The 18,133-nt window shown below is 56.4% G+C and carries 15 protein-coding genes; 4 read left to right on the top strand and 11 right to left on the bottom strand.

Annotated elements, in window-relative coordinates; all coding sequences use genetic code 11:
• Positions 1-65: 65 nt before the first annotated feature.
• Positions 66-458: a RidA family protein gene (locus tag GH656_RS03145; protein ID WP_153074540.1), complete on the bottom strand. Its 393-nt coding sequence runs from the start codon at positions 456-458 to the stop codon at positions 66-68.
• A 50-nt stretch (positions 459-508) separates the two neighbouring features.
• On the bottom strand, positions 509-1,987 hold the full coding sequence (locus tag GH656_RS03140; RefSeq protein WP_153074539.1) for an N-acyl-D-amino-acid deacylase family protein: 1,479 nt from the start codon (positions 1,985-1,987) through the stop codon (positions 509-511).
• Between the two features lie 162 nt (positions 1,988-2,149).
• Between GH656_RS03140 and GH656_RS03135 the strand changes: the two genes are divergently transcribed.
• Positions 2,150-3,427, top strand: coding sequence for an amino acid deaminase (locus GH656_RS03135; protein ID WP_153074538.1), 1,278 nt, complete (start codon positions 2,150-2,152; stop codon positions 3,425-3,427).
• 17 nt (positions 3,428-3,444) lie between these two features.
• The gene (locus GH656_RS17860; protein WP_217352212.1) at positions 3,445-3,627 is read left to right on the top strand and encodes a hypothetical protein; all 183 of its coding nucleotides are present in this window, start codon (positions 3,445-3,447) and stop codon (positions 3,625-3,627) included.
• Here GH656_RS17860 and GH656_RS03125 read toward each other — a convergent pair.
• Together GH656_RS03125 and GH656_RS03120 are read right to left on the bottom strand one after the other, a co-directional pair.
• Positions 3,595-4,074, bottom strand: a complete 480-nt coding sequence (locus GH656_RS03125) for a MarR family winged helix-turn-helix transcriptional regulator (protein WP_153074537.1) — start codon at positions 4,072-4,074, stop codon at positions 3,595-3,597. The genes GH656_RS17860 and GH656_RS03125 overlap by 33 nt on opposite strands.
• Before the next feature lie 29 nt (positions 4,075-4,103).
• Positions 4,104-5,699: an MDR family MFS transporter gene (locus GH656_RS03120; protein ID WP_153074536.1), complete on the bottom strand. Its 1,596-nt coding sequence runs from the start codon at positions 5,697-5,699 to the stop codon at positions 4,104-4,106.
• Between the two features lie 102 nt (positions 5,700-5,801).
• Between GH656_RS03120 and GH656_RS03115 the strand changes: the two genes are divergently transcribed.
• Positions 5,802-6,653 (top strand): EcsC family protein, encoded by an 852-nt coding sequence (locus tag GH656_RS03115; RefSeq protein WP_153074535.1) that lies wholly within the window; start codon positions 5,802-5,804, stop codon positions 6,651-6,653.
• A gap of 93 nt (positions 6,654-6,746) precedes the next feature.
• Here the strand turns inward: GH656_RS03115 and GH656_RS03110 are convergent, their stop codons facing one another.
• Positions 6,747-7,181 carry a CHRD domain-containing protein gene (locus tag GH656_RS03110; protein WP_153074534.1) on the bottom strand — a complete coding sequence of 145 codons (435 nt, stop codon included), beginning with the start codon at positions 7,179-7,181 and terminating at the stop codon, positions 6,747-6,749.
• Positions 7,182-7,355: 174 nt separating this feature from the next.
• The gene (locus GH656_RS03105; protein WP_153074533.1) at positions 7,356-8,516 is read right to left on the bottom strand and encodes a porin; all 1,161 of its coding nucleotides are present in this window, start codon (positions 8,514-8,516) and stop codon (positions 7,356-7,358) included.
• A gap of 486 nt (positions 8,517-9,002) precedes the next feature.
• Here GH656_RS03105 and GH656_RS03100 point away from each other — a divergent pair, with 486 nt between their 5' ends.
• Complete coding sequence (locus tag GH656_RS03100) at positions 9,003-9,929, top strand: LysR family transcriptional regulator (RefSeq protein ID WP_246184189.1); 927 nt, start codon at positions 9,003-9,005, stop codon at positions 9,927-9,929.
• A gap of 126 nt (positions 9,930-10,055) precedes the next feature.
• Here the strand turns inward: GH656_RS03100 and GH656_RS03095 are convergent, their stop codons facing one another.
• From GH656_RS03095 to GH656_RS03075, 5 genes are all read right to left on the bottom strand, one after another.
• Positions 10,056-14,450 (bottom strand): ATP-binding protein, encoded by a 4,395-nt coding sequence (locus GH656_RS03095; RefSeq protein WP_425495844.1) that lies wholly within the window; start codon positions 14,448-14,450, stop codon positions 10,056-10,058.
• A 93-nt stretch (positions 14,451-14,543) separates the two neighbouring features.
• A complete protein-coding gene (aqpZ, locus tag GH656_RS03090; protein WP_153076532.1) occupies positions 14,544-15,290 on the bottom strand; it encodes an aquaporin Z in 747 nt (248 codons plus the stop codon).
• Between the two features lie 270 nt (positions 15,291-15,560).
• Positions 15,561-16,205 (bottom strand): response regulator, encoded by a 645-nt coding sequence (locus GH656_RS03085; RefSeq protein ID WP_153074531.1) that lies wholly within the window; start codon positions 16,203-16,205, stop codon positions 15,561-15,563.
• Between the two features lie 85 nt (positions 16,206-16,290).
• Positions 16,291-16,983: a response regulator gene (locus tag GH656_RS03080; protein WP_153074530.1), complete on the bottom strand. Its 693-nt coding sequence runs from the start codon at positions 16,981-16,983 to the stop codon at positions 16,291-16,293.
• A gap of 164 nt (positions 16,984-17,147) precedes the next feature.
• Entirely contained in the window at positions 17,148-17,798 is a 651-nt protein-coding gene (locus GH656_RS03075) for a response regulator (RefSeq protein ID WP_174769680.1), read from the bottom strand.
• Between the last annotated feature and the right edge of the window lie 335 nt (positions 17,799-18,133).

Raw genomic sequence — 18,133 nt, 5'->3', positions numbered from 1 at the left:
GCCGTTTATTCTGCTTCCGTTGCTTTCACTGCTTCAGCTTTAACCCCAGCTTCAAGCGAACCAGATCAGGACTTTCCTGCTGGTGCCTTATAAGCCACGCAATCCACCTCGACCTTGCAGTCAATCACCATGCTGGACACGACGCATGCCCGTGCCGGTGGATGCTCGCCAAAGTACTCACGAAAAACCTTGTTGAACGAGGCGAAGTCACGCGGATCATCCAGCCACACGCCACAGCGCACCACGTGCTCAGCGCCGTAGCCCGCTTCCTGCAAAATCGCAAACACGTTCTGCATCGTTTTGTGCGACTGCTCAACAATGCCGCCCGCGATCACTTCACCGTTTTCCATCGGCGTCTGACCTGAAACAAACAGCCAGCCATCCGCCTCAACCGCCCTGGAAAACGGCATGTGCTGGCCACCGGTGCCTTTGCCGCCTTCTACGCCATAACGTTTCATCGCTTCTCTCTCCTTTGGGTTAGACCTGAATCCTGCCGCGCAAGCGCTATTCAGAATGCGTTTGCCGCGCTGTCTGGGCGCACACCGCGCGTGATGAATCGCCCGGCACGCGCCTCACTCACTTCGCCATCCCGGTACGACAGCACACCATTCACCCAAACCGCGTCGATTCCGCTGGCAGGCTTTTGCGGTACCTCGAAGGTCGCCGCATCGTGCACCCGAGCTGGATCGAACAACACGAGATCGGCGTGATAGCCCAACTGCACCTCACCGCGCTGCGTCAGCCCAAAACGGCGCGCAGATAGACTCGTCATCTTGCGCACCGCTTCTTCGAGCGGCATCAGCTTTTCGTCGCGGGCGTAATGCCCTAGCACCCGGGGAAAAGCGCCCCATAAACGCGGATGCGGCAACGGATCATTCGGCAAGCCATCCGAGCCGACCATCGTCGCGGGATGCGCGAGAATGCGCCGCACGTCTTCTTCCGCCATGTTGTGATAAACCGCGCCAGCGGGTTGCAAACGCTGCGCAGCTGCGCGCTGCGTGAGCTGCCAGTGCGTGGCGATCTCGTTGAGGAGCTTGCCCGCCATCTCGGGATGCGGCTCACTCCATGTGATGGTGATGTCGATATCGCCAGTCACTTGTTTCAGGTCAAGCGTCGACGAACTGCGGCTGTAGGGATAGCAGTCGCAGCCAACGGGTTGCCCGCGCCGCGCCTGTTCGATGGAGGCGAGTACTTCCACGCTACGGCCCCAGTTCGCAGGCCCCGCGCACTTCAAATGCGAAATGATGACCGGCACCCGCGCTTGCCGCCCGACCTGATACGCCTCTTCCATCGCGTCGAGAATGGCATCGAACTCGGTGCGCAAATGCGTGGTGTAAATCGCGCCAGCCGCTGCCAGCGGCCGTGCGAGCGCAATCACTTCGTCTACCGGGGCCGCCGACGCCGAGCCATACGCCAACCCGGAGCTCAGGCCAAGCGCGCCATGCGCCAGCGCCTCTTCAAGCTGCGCACACATGCGCTCAAGTTCTGTGGCGCTCGCGGCACGATCAAGCTGCGCCATCTGGTTGCTACGCAACGCCGTATGTCCGACCAGCGCCGCCACATTGACCGCCGGCCGCGCGTCATTCACAGCAGCGACATACGCCGCGAACGTCGGATAGCAAAACGCTTCGCGCTCACCGAGCAAAATCATGGGATCAGGGGGAGCGGCAGCCAGCGTGACGGGCGCGGCGCTAATGCCGCAATTGCCAACGATCACCGTGGTCACGCCTTGCGTCAGCTTGGGCAGCATCTGCGGCGAGCGGATGACAGCAGTGTCGTCATGCGTATGCACATCAATGAAGCCTGGTGCCAGCGCACGGCCGCTGGCGTCGATCACTTCTTCCGCGAGCCAGTTGGTCAAATTGCCAATGGCCACGATCCGGCCTTCACGCAGCGCGACATCACGCTCGACCGGAGCGGCACCAGTGCCGTCATACAACTGCGCGCCGAAGATCAGGGTATCGGCGGCTTCAGGATGGGAATGCATGGTTTGTCTCCTTGCCGTGGCAGGCTGCGGCGATTACGACGCAATGGCAGCGCAATGACGGCGTGATGGCGGCGCGAATCAGGCAGCCCAAGGCTCAAGATACTTTGGGTAACATGCATCCGGCCAACGCTGCGGCAACTCAACCGGACGAGGGAGCATGACATGAAAGTAACGAATTATCAGGGTGCCGTGATTGATCCTCATAGCAAAGGCTTGGGGCTAGTTCCCGGCAACCGGATTCAGTTAACGGATGTGGCACGGCTCGAATGGAACCTGCTGCGTGAAGATGTCAGCTTGCCTGCGGCGGTGCTGTATGCCGATCGCATCGAACACAACCTGCAATGGATGCAGGCCTTCGTTACGCAATACGCCGTGAAACTCGCACCACACGGCAAAACGACCATGGCCCCCCAGCTTTTCCGCCGCCAGATCGAGGGCGGTGCCTGGGGCATCACGCTGGCGACCGCGCATCAAGTGCGGGCGGCCTGGCACGGTGGCATCACACGGGTGTTGATGGCAAACCAGCTCGTCGGGCGCTGCAACATGGCGCTCATCGCTGAGCTGTTAAGCGACCCTGATTTCGAATTTTTCTGCCTGGTTGATTCGGCTGAAGGGGTCACACAACTCGGCGAATTTTTCAGCGCGGCGCGCAAGCCATTGCAAGTGCTGCTGGAGCTAGGCGTGCCCGGCGGGCGCAATGGCGTACGCGATGACGCGCAGCGTGACGCCGTGCTCGCCGCCCTCGCGCGTTACCCTGGCGTGCTGCAACTCGCGGGTATCGAACTCTATGAGGGCGTGCTCAAGGAAGAACATGAGATTCGCGCATTCTTGCGCCATGCGGTTGCCACGATGCGTCTGCTGGCCAGCACAGGCCGCTTTGCCCGGACGCCAGCCATTCTGAGCGGGGCCGGATCAGCGTGGTACGACGTCGTAGCAGAAGAATTCGCCCCGGCCGCCGCCGCTGGCCAGATTGAAGTTGTGCTGCGGCCGGGCTGCTATCTGACGCATGACATCGGGATTTACCGCCAGGCGCAGAGCGATATTTTTGCGCGCAACCCGGTGGCCCAAAAAATGGGCCAGGGGCTGCTGCCTGCACTGCATTTATGGGCTTATGTGCAATCTATTCCGGAAGCCGGACGCGCCATCATCGCGCTCGGCAAACGTGACGCTGCATTCGACGCAGGTTTGCCCCAACCCGCGCGCCACTACCGTCCAGGCGACACAGCACCACGCGAGATCGCAGCCAGCGAAGGCTGGGAAGTAAGCTCAATGATGGATCAGCATGCCTATCTAAAGATTCCAGCGGAGGCCAACCTGAAGGTGGGCGACATGCTGGCGTTTGATATCTCGCATCCGTGTCTGACGTTTGATAAATGGCGTCAGTTGCTGATGGTCGATTCGTCGTACAACGTGACCGAAGTCATCGAAACGTTCTTCTGACAGTGGTTGGTGCGGCGGTGGTGGTGGTGGTGGTGGTGGTGGTGGTGGTGGTGGTGGCGGTGGCGGTGGCGGTGGCGGTGGCGGTGGCGGTGGCGGTGGTGGTGGTGGTGGCGGTGGCGGTGACGGTGACGGTGACGGTGGTACGCATGGTGCACAACAACTGCGGTTTAATCTGCAGCGTTCTCGCCCACGGCACTTGAGCGCAATTCAGGCGCAGCACTCGCCACCTCACCGATCCGCGCTTCAAGCCGCCTCAAGATACTGGAAACCGCCGCGAGGTCCGCATCCGGCAGCCCCGCCATGGTGTCGTGCAAGAACGCATTGCGCTGCGGCAAGCTCGCCTGAATCACCGCCCGGCCGGTGTCGGTCAACACGACGTTGGTCACACGGTTATCCCGCGCATCCATGCTGCGAGCGATCCAGCCTAGTGCCTCAAGCGCCTTCAACTGCCGCGTCAGCGCACCGGGATCAATCCGCAGAAGCTCAATGAGCCGTTTTTGCGAAGCCCCGCCAGACTGCTCATGCAACGCCCGCAAGACACGCCAGCGCGGCAGCGGATGCCCCACGCTGGCTTCAAAGGCCGACATAAACACACGATAAGTCCGGCCAAACTGCTGCACGAAAGCAACACGATCCTGCTCTTCCATAAGGTTTCAACCATGTAACTCAGGGGGAATCAATCAGCCGCCACGCTTGGCTCAACTTTGCGCCGCAGTGTAATGCGCGGCACCCGGCGGCTTTGCCAGAGCGACACAACGGCAATCAGCGCCGCCAGTGCCAGCCCGAGATGAATCGCCGCAACCAGCGCTTCACGCGCGCTCTCCAGCAGCAGCATGCCGTTATGGCCAGCGCGCGCGAGTTGCTCAAGCAGCGGCAACTGCGCTTCACGATTAATCAGGATTTGTGGATCACTCAGGGCAGCAAACCAGTGCATCGCCTGATCGCGCTCCAGCGCAGTACGCACCCCATCGGCGTACATATGGCTAATCAGCGTGCCAGTCAGCGCGGTGCCAGCCATCCCGCCAATCATGCGCAACGACTGCAGCAGCGCCGTTGCAATCCCAAGATGCTCCCGCGCGGCTATCTGCTGCGCGAAGATCGTCAGGTTGGGCAGCACAAAGCCGAGACCCAGGCCCGCCATCACCATCAACGTAACTAGCAGCCAGGAGGGCATGGTGTGCGTCGCCCGCGCGACGCCTGCACAGGCCAGCGCCACCAGCACAAAGCCGAGATACAGCATCAGATTGGGATTACGCACACGCGAAACGATGCGCCCATTGACGATACTGCCCACCGTAATAAACACCACCAGCGGCGTGATGATGAGCCCAGCTTCCTGCGGTGACATGCCAAACCCACCCTGGAACAGCAGCGGTGCGTAAAACAGCAGCGAAAACATCGTAAAACCGCTCAGCAACGTCAAGACGAACAGCGCGGCAAGACTACGGTTGCGAAACATGTCAATCGGGAGAATGGCTTGCGGGCAGCGTTTTTCCCATTTCCAGAGCGCGTAGCCCGCGATCAGACCAAGCGCGAGCAAGCCTAACGTCGTGGGAGCGAAACCATGTTGCGGCAGCCATTCAACGAAAAGCTGCAAGCTACCCAGCGTCACAGCGATAAGCAACGCACCGGGCCAGTCCAGACGCATCTTTTCGGTATGCACGACATGGCGCAGATGCGGCAAATAACGCCAGACAAAAAACAGCGACAACAGCCCCACAGGCAAGTTGACGTAGAACACCGAACGCCAGCCGTAGTACTGCGTGAGAATGCCGCCCAACGACGACCCCGCTGCATTGGCGATACCGAAGGCCGAACTCATCATTATTTGCCAGCGCAGACGCACCACTGAATCAGGAAAAAGATCGGGAATACAGGCAAATGCAGTGCCCACCAGCATGCCCCCTCCGATGCCCTGCAAACCCCGGGCGAGCACCAGAAACAGCATGCTGTCCGCCATGCCGCACAGCGCAGAGGCGGCGGTGAAAACGATGATTGAGGCAATCACGAACGGCTTGCGCCCGTAATAATCGCCAAGACGGCCGAAAATCGGCACGGTAATCACCGAAGTCAGCAAGTACGAAGTCGCCACCCAGGCATAAAGCTCAAACCCTTTGAGTTCCGCGACGGCCGTAGGCAGCGCAGTGCCCACCACAGTTTGATCGAGCGCCACGAGCATCGTGACAAACGAAATACCCAACATGGCCAGCAATGATTCACGAAACGGCAAAACTTGCCCACTCGAATGGTGAGCCGCAGTATGGACGGGCATTTATTGATATGACAACAGTTGATTGGTCAATAGATTGCGGATCATATCACGCGGTGCCGCGCTAAACTGCCCGATTGCCCGCCGCAGTCATCAGGAAGTGTTATGCAACCGTTACCGCTTGCCGCCTCGCCGTTGTCCACCGCAGATCTAAGCGTTCTGCGGCACGCGAAACATGAACTTGAAAGCCCAGCGCTGGCGATGAAACTCGCCAGCATCGTCGGAGCACCACTAGAAAAGCTGCTGGCCCGGATGCCCGCCAGCGCCAATGAGAAAGTGGCCGAAGCGACGCAAATCGCGTTGCGCAAATGTTTGAACATCGCGTTGCGCACGCTGGGGAGCCACGACAGCAGCACGCCATCAGGCACGCCCGACAAGCCACGCAACCTGCTGCACAAGTTCGCGGTGGCCACCACCGGCGCGGCAGGAGGTGCCTTCGGGCTATTCGCGCTGCCCGTTGAACTACCGGTTACCACCACGCTGATGTTTCGTTCGATCTGTGATGTCGCCCGCAGCGAGGGCGAAGACCTGAACTCGATTGACACCCAGTTGCAATGTCTTGCCGTGCTGGGCATGGGAGGCACATCAAAAACCGACGACGACGCCGAATTCGGCTACTTCATCATGCGTGGCGCGCTGGCCCAGGCCGTCTCGAAAGCCTCTGCCGAAGTCGCAGCAAAGGGCTTCACCACACACGGTTCAGCCGCGCTATTGCGTCTGGTTCAAACCATTGCCGCGCGGTTTTCCACGCAAGTCAGCGAACAAATCGCGGCCAAATCCATTCCTGCGCTGGGCGCGGTGCTGGGAGCCATGGTCAACACAGTTTTTATTGACCATTTTCAGCAAGCCGCCCATGGTCATTTCACCGTACGACGGCTGGAGCGCCAGTACGGCACGGCCGCCGTCGAAGCCGCCTATCAGGCAATCAGCCTCTCAGATGACTCGCCTGACACTTAAATAACGCGGCGACACCTCGCCTGATGCGGAAATGCCGCTTCATCGAATGAACCCAACGAAGCTTGGCTCAAAACGATTTTCAGGCTCGCACGGCTAGTTGGAAGGCAGTATCTGGCCGCGAATTTCACCGCCAGAATTTTGTCCGGTATGGATATTGAAGTACCACTGGCCGGCCATCAGATCCGTGACCTGTTGCTCAGTCAGTCTCGCAGAGCCCTTAATCGGACTAGCCAATGCGGATTGGTCGATCGACACCTGAACTTTCGCATTTTGCCCAACGGGGGCGGGACCATGAAAGTGCGCTCCCGTTGCGGGCCCCGACAAGTCCGCATAAGTCACCGTCCATTGGATCGCATTGGTCGAGGTGTCAAACGTGGCATTCAGCACGCCGTGACCATGACTGACACGAGGCGGGACTTCGCTGGAAGGCTCCAGATGGGCCTTCAGCGCAACCGTATCCGCCATGGCAACGCCCAATGTCAGAACCCATAGTGCAGCGACGAGATTCAGCTTGCGGATAGCAGTCATATTTCCTTCCCATGTTGTTTCGCCAACAGAGCGAATCAGCTAGTGACCCGCTCTTGGCACAAAGCAACAACATACTAGATAGCGTAAATAGCACGCCATCGTATTCAGCCCGAATCTGTCGCCCAAAAACAAAAAAGCACCGCGAACGGTGCTTTTTTGCTGAAACAGTGATGCTTAGAAGCGGTGACGAATACCCGTCGTGACCACAACCTGGTTACGCGATGAAGAAGGTGCATCGGTACCAAATACGCGAGTAGTTGTGCCATTGGCAGCATTACCCTTCGCGCCAAGCTGAGCTACGCCTTCAGCGTAGATATCGGTACGCTTGGACAACGCGTAGTCAGCTTGAAGACCGAACTGGTTCCAGTGGCTCGAGCCAGAAGGAATCGCCGGAGTACGTTGCATCGATTGGGTGTACGTGTATGCAGCACCCAGAGCAAATGCTGGCGTCAGGTTGTAACGTGCATTGACTTCGTAGTTGTTGAGGCGAACCGATGCGTCACCCAGCACGAACTGGAAGCGGCTTTGCGAGAACACAGCACCAACTGTTGCCGGGCCGAATGCATAGCTACCGCCTGCACCCCAGGTACGTTGCTTCGAGCTGAATGCCGGAGCAGTAGCTGAGCCAAAGTTTGCGATGCCGTCTTGAACTGCACCGCTAGTGTTACGGTCTGTACCTTGCGTTTGCAGGTATGCAGCAGCCAGCTTCAAACCGCCAGCCTGGTAGCCCATGCCCGCGCTGTATGCACGGTCGCTAGCAAAGCCACCAGCCTGGTTCGAGAAGGCATACAAGCCACCGAACGAGAAGCCACCGTAGTTAGCGCTTTGGAACTTGACCGAATTGTTCATGCGCAGCGAGTTGTTCGCGTTGTCATTGTCAAACGGGTGAGCGAAATACGTGCCGCCCCAGCTTCCGGTTGCCGTCAGCGGGCCGATGTAATCGACCACGGAATCATACTGACGACCAAGAGTCACAGTGCCGTAAGGGCTGGACATACCGACAAAAGCCTGACGGCCAAACATACGGCCATTTTGGGCGGCAGTGCCGTTACCGATGTCAAAACCGCTTTCCAATGTGAAGATTGCCTTCAGACCGCCACCCAGGTCTTCTGCACCACGCAGGCCCCAGCGGCTGTTTTGAACGTTGCCGCTCTTCAAACCATAAACCGCACCGTGGAGCGGAGGAGCGCCAACTGGAACGAGGCCAGGCTTAACCTGGTTGTTCACGAAAGTGAAACCGGCATCAACGATACCGTACAGCGTCACACTGCTTTGCGCGTATGCCGCACTCGCGAAGGTCGCGGAAACAGCCGCGAGAATCAGAGTTTTTTTCATGCTAGTCCCTTGAGATATCTACTGAGTCCGTTGACTCGATTAATTGCACAGCGCGACTGCAAGCTGAAGCGCATAGTCCTGTAACGCCGTCACCCTAAAATCGGAGACCTGCTTGGTCTGCGAGGCCAAAGTTTAGGTGGGTCACTTTCCCAGCGGCATGACCACAACAACAAAACTCTTTTTAAATTATTAAAAAAATGCTGATTTTCGACGGCAATCCTTTGATACAAAAGGACCGCCTCTTATCTCATTTTGCTATCCCGCATCCTTATCCAATTAAAACGTTGCCGGACCACCACAAATTTCACATCAGCAATTAATTGAGATATTTAAGATAACTCTCATTTCAAAGGGCCTCTTAAGTTTTTAGCATAAGGGGCGACTCTTTGACCGCAGCCATTCATCTCCTGATTTTCTTTCTCATTAAAATTCTTCCAATTTTTATCCGATGCCAATTCCATTCCTATGATGAACCATCTACAAGCCATGCGAATATTTCTCCAGGTTGCCGAGAACGGTTCGTTTGGACGTGCCGCATCGAGCCTGGATCTGTCGAATGCCGTCGTTACACGGTATATCGCGCTGCTCGAAACCCATCTCAATACACGGCTGATCAATCGCAGCACGCGCAGTCTGTCGCTGACAGAAGCTGGCGAAGCCTATGCGGAAGGTTGCAGGCAGGTGATTGAGCAGCTCGAAGCCATGGAATCCGGCATCACTCGCAGTTCAACCGATCCAGCCGGCACACTCAAACTCGTTGTAGTTGCGTCATTTGCGCTGTCCGGCCTAACGCCGCTGATACAACGCTATCAGGCACGTCATCCGCAGGTGCGGCTCGCCGTCACGTTGTTGCACCGCCCGGTTGATCTGATCGAAGAAGGGTTTGATGTGGGCATCGTCATGCCATGGCAAATTAGCAGTGGCACGCTAATCAAGCGGCTGCTCTTTAAAGTGCAGTCCGTGGCTGTCGCCTCACCCGCTTATATTGAAAAATACGGGCAGCCTTATACGCCATCCGAACTGACCAGGCATACCTTTATGGCGCCTTCGGCCGATATTCATAACGCAATCTGGCGCTTTATAAAACCCAATGGACAGGAAAAAACAATCTGCCTGGAACCCAAGTATTCGGTCAATAACGCCGTCATGCTCAAGCAAGCCGCTCTGGCAGACATGGGCATCACCATCTTGCCCAAAAATCACGTCGAGGAAGATCTCGCATCAGGCAAGCTGGTTGAAGTTCTGGCCGACTATCTAATCAAGGACGCAGATAAAGAGTTGTCGCTGGTCTATCCGGGGCGTCGTCATGTTTCAGCGAAAACCCGCTCGTTTGTCGATTTCACTGTCGATTATTTTCGGGAAAACACTGCGCCCAACCAGCCGGCGATCTTGTCAAGCCAAGTCAAAAACTAGGCCTAGTGGTTTGAATCTTCGTAACGGCAGGCCAGTAGACCATTTTCCAGCAAACCGCAAATAGCGAGCAGTGAATCCGCGAACGAAACAAGCAACCCTCTGCGCGTTTCGTTAAACGCTAAACCGCTAAACCAGCAGTGCCGCCTGCTCCTCAATGCCATCCAGCATCGCATTGCATTTTCTGACTAATGCCAGCCCGTCGGTGCGCAACTCGTCAGGCGCTTTCGACATAATCTCGGAGCGGTACTCGTCTAGCACGCCCAATAGCGGCGAATACTGCAACACGCTGACGGCACCCACTACGCGGTGGTGCCATTCGCGCAGACGCTCAACATCAATATCCTCAAGTAACTGCGGTAATGCGCGAACATCATCACGCATCGCTGAAACAAATGAATCCAGCAAAGCCTTCACGGTCGATTCGCTGCCCCATAGCTGAGCCATATGCCGCAGATCAACCGGCACGAACGAATCCGCCGGACTGTTGCATTCAAGCAAACGTTCGTCCGTTTCGCCCAAGCCGCCAGGCGAAACCGACGAATCAGGCAAATGAACGCTATCAATTCCAAACCAGCGATTGAGATATTCACGCAATGTCACAAGCCGGGTTGGCTTAATCAGGCAGTCATCCATGCCGGCACTGTGGCACAGGCGTAAATCCTCAGGTGCGGTATTAGCCGTAATGCCAAGAATAGGCAAGCGGTACAGGCCACCGGCTTCTTTTTCACGAACCTTTCTGGCTAACTCATGGCCGTTCAGATTAGGCATATGGCAGTCGGTAATCAAAAAGCCATAACGCGTCTGTTCAAGTGCCGCAAGCGCTTCAAGCCCATCATTCACCACGTCGCAGGCAAAACCCAGCAATGCCAGTTGATGACGAATCAGTTCCTGATTCACGGGATGATCTTCCGCCACCAGAATGAGCCGGTTGCTCGCAATCGCGCGTGCACGGTCTGGCGGTGTGATGCCAATGTCGACGATGTCCGGTGTCCGTGACGGAGTAATGGCTAGCCCCGTCAATGCGGCGGCGCATGCGGCGCCGAGACCACGCCATGAAATTGGATTGACGCTGAGGCGAATCGTATCTTCGACGATCCGATAGCCCGTCGGCTTGGGTTTTTCCGTAATGCGTATCACCCGGGTACTCGACTGAGCGGCCGCAGGCAAATCCATGCTGTCACACAGGAAAATCAAGTCAAGATCGACTAGCCCAGCGGCATTTCTCAATTCAGCGGCATCAGGCGCTGCGCATCGCAACTGAAGACCCAGCGCTTCACCGTAATGCATCAGCGCTTGGGCAATGCGTTCGTCATTAACTGCAATCAGCCCACGTTTGCCTCGCAACCCACCTGCCGTGTAACGGCGCGCTTCGACCGGCATCACCAGTCGCAAAGTCATCCGGGTACCAATGCCTGGCGTGCTTTGCAGTTCGAGCGCGCCACCCATCAGATCAACCAGCTTCCGGCAAATCGTCAATCCCAGCCCGGTTCCACCAAAGCGTCGCGTCGTGGACGACTCGGCCTGAACAAATGGCTCAAAGAGCCGGATTTGGGCCTCTTGTTCGATACCGATGCCGGTATCCTCAACAACGATCTCGATCGTTTGTTCATCGGCCGTTTGTCCGGCCACTGATACGTAAACCTCGACTTCGCCCTGCAACGTAAATTTGATGGCATTGCCAAGCAGATTGAACAGAACCTGCCTCAGACGGACACCATCGCCACGCAACGAAGCGGCGACTTCGGGCTCCACGTCTACACGTACTTTCAAGCCTTTTTCGTGCGCCTGACCGGCTAGCAAACCTACCGCGTTGTCTACCAGCTCACGCAGATCAAGGGTTTCGACGTTCATCGTCAAACGCCCTGCTTCGATCTTCGAATAATCGAGCAGATCGTCCAGAATTTGCAGCAATGCACCCGCTGAATCGTGAATCATGCCCAGCATCTCGCCCTGGTCAGCATTCAGCGTGGTCCGCTCCAGCAACTCGACCAGCCCAAGCACACCATTCATCGGCGTGCGTATTTCGTGGCTCATCATCGCAAGGAAATCGTCCTTGGCACGAGAAGCCGCTTCGGCCAGATCACGTGCCCGCTCCAGTTCGTCTGAACGCGCATGCTCGACACTCGCATCAACCCAGTACCCGCTCCAGACCACGCCGCCAGCCATTTCGCGCCGGGGTACCAGTTCGGCACGCCCCCAACGGCGTCCGTGCGGGGTATCAAAGCGAAACTCAAGATGCACAGGCTTTTCTGAGCGTGCCGAATGCTTAAGCGCCTTCATCACCTTCGGACGGTCTTCGGCACAGACGCGCCGCAGGTCGATCACGTCGTCGGGCATCAGCACGCTGGCTCCGCCCCCCAGCAGGTGCTGGGTATTTCCGCCGATATAGGGGAATGAATACTTGCCATGAGCATCGCGGCGCAGTTGAAAAACCACCGCGGGCAACGAGCGAGTGACATCGAACAGACGGCGTTCGGTCTCGCGTGCGCACATCTCGGTACGACGGATATCCGTGATGTCGATCACGGTGCCCAGCACGCAGGTAGGCGAGCCATCCCCCCCTTTGCACAGCGCGGTCCAGAAAATGCCGTGACGAACATCCCCCACGCGTCCGATGAATTCAAGCTCAAGTTGAGCCCGCTCACCCGTGCGCAGCGTATCGTGGGTCATTTGTGCAAGACGGCCGCTGTTGGATAAGCCCCACGCCTGCACTTCGCAAATCGTGCGCCCGATCAAGTCTTTACGCCGCAAGCCGGATGCTTCTTCATAGGCCCGGTTGATCTCAATGTAGCGTCCGTCGAGGTCTTTTGCAGCAAGCGGGTACGGCACCATTTCCATCAAGGTTTGCTGGAAATTGAGCTGCGATGCCAGCGCCGTCTCGGTTCGCTTGCGCCGCCGGACTTCCCGTTGCAGCAACACATATGCGCGCAGCGTAATCGCCAGAACGATACCGATGCCAATCAACAACGGCAGCAAACGCACCGCAGTAACACTCCACCCGCCATGCGGGTCAGCGTGCCCGGTGACCCATCGTTGACGGATCAGTTGCTTTTCAGCAGGCGGCATCGCCAGCAGTGCCCGGTCAATCAATCCCGCCAGCGGCTCAAGGTTAGAACGCAAGGCAAAGCGCAACGTGTCTGATTCACCCACCGCGCCAAGAATTTTGAGCGTGCCCGCATATTGCTGCTTCAGCATCAGATCGACCGCCGCCACATTGCCGACAAAAACGTCCGCCTCGCCTTGAGCGACCAGCTTCAATGCGTCGTCCAGACTAGCCGCGACGATCAGGTTTTGGGCAGGAGGTCCGGTGGACGACTGCGCAATCAAGCCAACAACATGGGCCGACACAACCACACGGCGCGCAGTGAAATCATCCAGGCTACGCGCGGCAGGCTCATCTTCCCGACCGACGATCACGAGTGGGTAGCTTTCGTAAGCGCGCGTGTAATAGGCATTGGTGAGACGAGGGTCATCTTGAGTAGCCGTCGCTAGCAGCGCCAGTTCCCCTTTCTGGAAAGCCTTCAGGGTTGCAGGCCAGTCGGCCATCGGTGCCCGGCGAAATTTAACGCCCAGTGTCCGCCCCAGGTAATCCAGATATTCAGCAGAAATACCGCTCGAATGCCCCGCGTCATCGAGATAGCTAAAAGGTGGCCAGTCAGCGTCGAAACCAACTGATAGCGGCGGCAGCGAATGCAGCCACGCCTGCTCCTCAGGGCTCAATACAAGGCGGCGCACCGTGGAAGCCGAGCGCATGTCGAAGTCGCCCCCCAGCCAGCGTGAACGGATGGCGGTTTCATCAGCCGGAGGCAGTGTGGCTAACGCACGGTCTAGCTGGTCACGCAGCGTCGCGCCTTGGCGCGGCAACGCAAAACGCAACTCATCGGTCCGGCCGCTTTCTTCGAAAGCGACGCGCAAGGTCGAGAAACGGCGATCGGCCAGGTAATACCTGGCCGATGGGGTAAAGCCCAGATACGCATCTACCTTGCCCTCCACAACCGCATTTAGCGCGGCATCGGTATCAGCGAAAATTTCAATTTTTGCGCGCGGGAAGCGTTCGCGCAAAAACCGCTCAAGAGCAAAGCCTCGCTCTATTGCAAAACTGGCACCGTCTAGTTGCGCATGGCTGGGCATCGCGTTTCGACGACTGCCATCCACTACCACCGAAGTCGAGGCACGAAAATAGGGCGCGGTGAAACTCAGGCAATGTTCACGCTCAGGCGTGCGCGCAACGCTCATCACGAGATCGACTTCGCCAGCGCAGGCAGCCGCCAGCATGCGCGTCATATCGGGATAAATGCGGGGGACAAGGGTGACGCCGGGCCCGACCAGCGCGTGAAGATAATCCACGCTCATACCGGAGAGTTGCCCATTCTTGAGGCCATCAAACGGTGCCCAGCCATGGGTCAGCACGCCGACGCTCAGTTGCACTGGAAAGCCGCTCGGGCTTTGCCTTGGTGCCTGGCCGGAAACCGGCCCATCTAGCGTGCCCTGCGCCGGGACAGAAAGCGCGAGTCCGGCCACGATTAGTCCCCGCAGTGACCACTTAAGGACATTTCGGGCAATTTTTTGCCAACGTTTCATTGCGGGAACACGAGGGATTCAATAAAGAACACGTCAGACCGCTTCGCCACGTTCGGGCGTGAATACGCCCGAACGATCGGTACGAAGCCCCCAAAAACGTTGATACAGCATGCCAGCGAGAACACCACCTACCATCGGGGCGGCCCAGAAAAGCCAAAGCTGATCGAGCGCCCAGTCGCCAACGAACAACGCGGGGCCAGTTGAGCGCGCAGGATTAATCGACGCATTGGTTACCGGGATCGTTACGAAATAGATCAACATCATGCAAGCGCTGCTCACGAGCGGAGCGACCGAACGGGAAATTTTGCGCCGGGCCATCATCAGGCACACCGTGACAAAAACAAACGACATCATCAGCTCAAGCACCAATGCCGAACGAAGCCGGTAATCACCGGGAGAATGTTCGCCATAGCCATTCGCCCCGAACTCGCTTGCACTCAGATCAAACCCGGGACGCCCACTCGCCACATAAGCCAGCAACGCCGCACCTGCCACAGCACCCAGAATCTGGGCAGCGATGTAGGGCACCATGTCGCGTACCGGAAACCGCTGCGCCACAGTGAAGCCAACGGTCACCGCAGGATTGAAGTGCCCGCCGGAATACCGCCCAAAGGCATAAGTCACGGTCATCAGTGCAAGACCAAAGGCCAGTGAGACGTCCAGCACACTGCGCCCCTGCAATATCGAACCAGCATTCAGAACCACGCTGCCACAACCAATGAACACAATCCAGCCAGTCCCTACACCTTCTATTAATAATCTCCTGCCCAATCTCACCACTCCGTCCTCCCAGGAATTACAACGCACGGTTGAAGTCACGCCCTATACGCCCTGGTAGAGGAAACAGCCTCTTTACGTGTGTCTTTTGCGTGTCTTTTTTCACACTCAACATGACCAGGTATCACCAGCCTTTATTTGGCATCGCACTAAAAACGCTGGAACTTGCCAGCGACGCCAAGTATGAAATGCCGCCATAGGTCCGCCTAATCAGACGATTCTTAAATAGCGGGAAATTTCTTACATTTAAGACAGGGATATCCCACGCATTTATCAGATAAGACCTATCAATCGTGCGTACTCGATTAGTTCTGCATCGGTATCAAGCCCCATCTTGCGCATCGCACTGCGTTTTTGCGTGCTGATGGTTTTTCCGCTTCGGCCTAACTTTTCCGCAATTTCGCCGTTCGTCATGCCATAGACATACATCTGAAATACTTGCCACTCACGTGCGCTCAGCACACCAGAGCCCGCTTGCACCGCGGAGTCAGGGGAATCAAGAATGGATTGCACATGCGGGGAGTAGTACGGCACACCTGCGACCGAAGCATTAATTGCATCGAGCAGCGAAGTGACCGCATCACGCTTGTCCACAATGGCTGAAACACCAAGCTGGAGCATCCTGGCCAGCATTTGCGAATGGTGAATCATTGTAAGAATGATGACCGGCCGCTGCGGCTCGTGTTGCAACGTGCGGCCAAGAAACGAGATGGCATTGCTCTCGCCATCCATTCCCGGCATCCCAATGTCTGACACCACGACATCGCACGGACATATGTCGATCAATCTGGCCAGCGCAGGCGTATCGCTTGCCTCACCTACTACTTTCATATAGGGCACATTGCCAAGGAGACGGTTTACTCCGAGGCGAACGCAGCCATGGTCGTCGGCTACTATGACCTTAATAATTTTTTCCATTCTGTTTTATCAAGTTGACTAATGGCCCCGGAACACAAAATGCATGATGTTCCGGGACCTTCAGACGTACATGGCAGTGTCTGGATCAATGACGGCGCTGTATCTGGTCGGCAGCCAGCACACCGTGATCAACCGCAAACCTGAATAGTTCAGCATCACTGTTCAAAGCCAGCTTTCTCATCGCCGTGCACTTTTGTGCGCTGATCGTCTTCACACTCCGCCCTAGCCGCACGGCAATTTCTGTCACTCCCAGACCCGATGCATATTGCGTAAACACCTCAAGCTCGCGTTGCGACAACAACTGTCGAACGTAATCAAAACGCTCCGCGATTGATGCATCTGCCAGCAACATCCGTACCGAAGGACCGAGATAACACTCACGAGCCAGCGCAGTCACGATCGCAACATGAATCAGATCAATCCGGTCACGCTTGCTAATCACTGCACCCACCCCCAGCGCAATAGCCTGCTGCAATGGATCAGCCTTGGTTTCCATCGTCAGAATGACAAGCGCAATGTCGGGATAACGAACCCGAAACTGCTTGACTGTCTCCAGTCCGTCGCCATACATGCCACCGGGCATATACAGATCCATCACGACGATGTCACAGCTGGCACGCTCAGCCTCGGCGAAAAGTTGGGTCGAATCGGTAGCCCTCCCCACTACCTCAACATTCGGAAAGCCGGACATCAAATTTTCGATTGCCAGCAAAACCAATGGATGGTCATCGGCGATGATGGTTCGTATCGGCGCATTTGTCTCAGCGATGTCGTTCATGATAGGTGTCCCGTTGTAATCCGGTCCTTCTGTCCTCTTACGTGACAACGAGTCTATGTCGTGAGCATCAGACATTTGCTGCACGACAAACATAAGATTGGTCCGAAATTCATAAAATGATGCTAACAATCAATACTTCTATCGGTTAGCTATCCAACATATTTTTATATAAGCCCATTCCTGCTTGCATATAAAAATAGTTCAGGGCTGCTTTTAACGCCCAGCCTGAGCATGGCGCTGCGTCTGACACGCCTGATTGCGCGGACATTCCGCCCAAAATAAGTTGCGACCTCCTCAAGCGAACGCCCCTGAAGAATCATTCCTACAACCCTTGCCTGAACATCTGACAGACGCGCAAAAGGCGCACCATCTTCATCTGCGTCACCGGCTGGAATCAGTATCGGCATCATGAGTGACTGGCTGACATAGACACAGCCTTTCGTCGCACAGCGGATCGCGGTTGAAATTACATGCAGCGATTCAGTTTTACTGATCATTCCAGACACTCCATCAACAAGTAGCGATCTGACGATCGCCATATTGGTTGTTCCGGTAAGCACAACGATATGTATTGAAGGCCATTCGCTTTGCACTTTTTTCACAAGTGCAAGTCCGTCTTCTACTTCGCCTTCAGCATCAGGCATGCTCAAGTCAGTGACAAGGACATCGCATTCTGTGTTTTTCAGCAAACGGATCAGGGAAGTGGCATTGGTCGCCTCGCCCACAACGCTGACATCACGCTGCAGTTCGATACTTGAGCGCACACCTAAAAGGACGAACGGATGGTCGTCCGCGAGAATGACTCGAAGATTCACGGTGATTTCTCTCTATCTTTGTATGTTGTTTGAATATGCCGGATGGGTATCCGGGATGAAAATGAATCAGCCAGTTCATCGTCATCAGCAACGCCGCACAGGTGCCGCGTGCCCACAAACCGATAGGATCATCACTGCGGCCGATTGGAAATAAGAAATTTCCTAATCCGGTTTTATTTTTTGCGAAAAAAATGCATTTCGCGCTTAGCAACGCTAATTTATTGTTTTATCGACATTTGACCGATAATTTATCGACAATTTATCGCCAAAGTAACAACGTCATTTACCCCGCCGCTCTATGTAATGCGCATGGAAATTAACGTTCCGGCCTATCC

The organism is Paraburkholderia bonniea (assembly GCF_009455625.1).
In the GTDB taxonomy this organism is placed as follows: Bacteria; Pseudomonadota; Gammaproteobacteria; order Burkholderiales; family Burkholderiaceae; genus Paraburkholderia; species Paraburkholderia bonniea.
This window is presented reverse-complemented; position numbering and strand designations above follow the sequence as displayed.

Bases quoted from the DNA above. Each gene is read 5' to 3' on its own strand.
- GH656_RS03120 (WP_153074536.1), bottom strand. From the start codon at position 5,699: ATGCCCGTCCATACTGCGGCTCACCATTCGAGTGGGCAAGTTTTGCCG.
- GH656_RS03085 (WP_153074531.1), bottom strand. From the start codon at position 16,205: ATGGAAAAAATTATTAAGGTCATAGTAGCCGACGACCATGGCTGCGTT.
- GH656_RS03115 (WP_153074535.1), top strand. From the start codon at position 5,802: ATGCAACCGTTACCGCTTGCCGCCTCGCCGTTGTCCACCGCAGATCTA.
- GH656_RS03100 (WP_246184189.1), top strand. From the start codon at position 9,003: ATGCGAATATTTCTCCAGGTTGCCGAGAACGGTTCGTTTGGACGTGCC.
- GH656_RS03135 (WP_153074538.1), top strand. From the start codon at position 2,150: ATGAAAGTAACGAATTATCAGGGTGCCGTGATTGATCCTCATAGCAAA.
- GH656_RS03125 (WP_153074537.1), bottom strand. From the start codon at position 4,074: ATGGAAGAGCAGGATCGTGTTGCTTTCGTGCAGCAGTTTGGCCGGACT.
- GH656_RS03105 (WP_153074533.1), bottom strand. From the start codon at position 8,516: ATGAAAAAAACTCTGATTCTCGCGGCTGTTTCCGCGACCTTCGCGAGT.
- GH656_RS03145 (WP_153074540.1), bottom strand. From the start codon at position 458: ATGAAACGTTATGGCGTAGAAGGCGGCAAAGGCACCGGTGGCCAGCAC.
- GH656_RS03110 (WP_153074534.1), bottom strand. From the start codon at position 7,181: ATGACTGCTATCCGCAAGCTGAATCTCGTCGCTGCACTATGGGTTCTG.
- GH656_RS03140 (WP_153074539.1), bottom strand. From the start codon at position 1,987: ATGCATTCCCATCCTGAAGCCGCCGATACCCTGATCTTCGGCGCGCAG.
- GH656_RS03080 (WP_153074530.1), bottom strand. From the start codon at position 16,983: ATGAACGACATCGCTGAGACAAATGCGCCGATACGAACCATCATCGCC.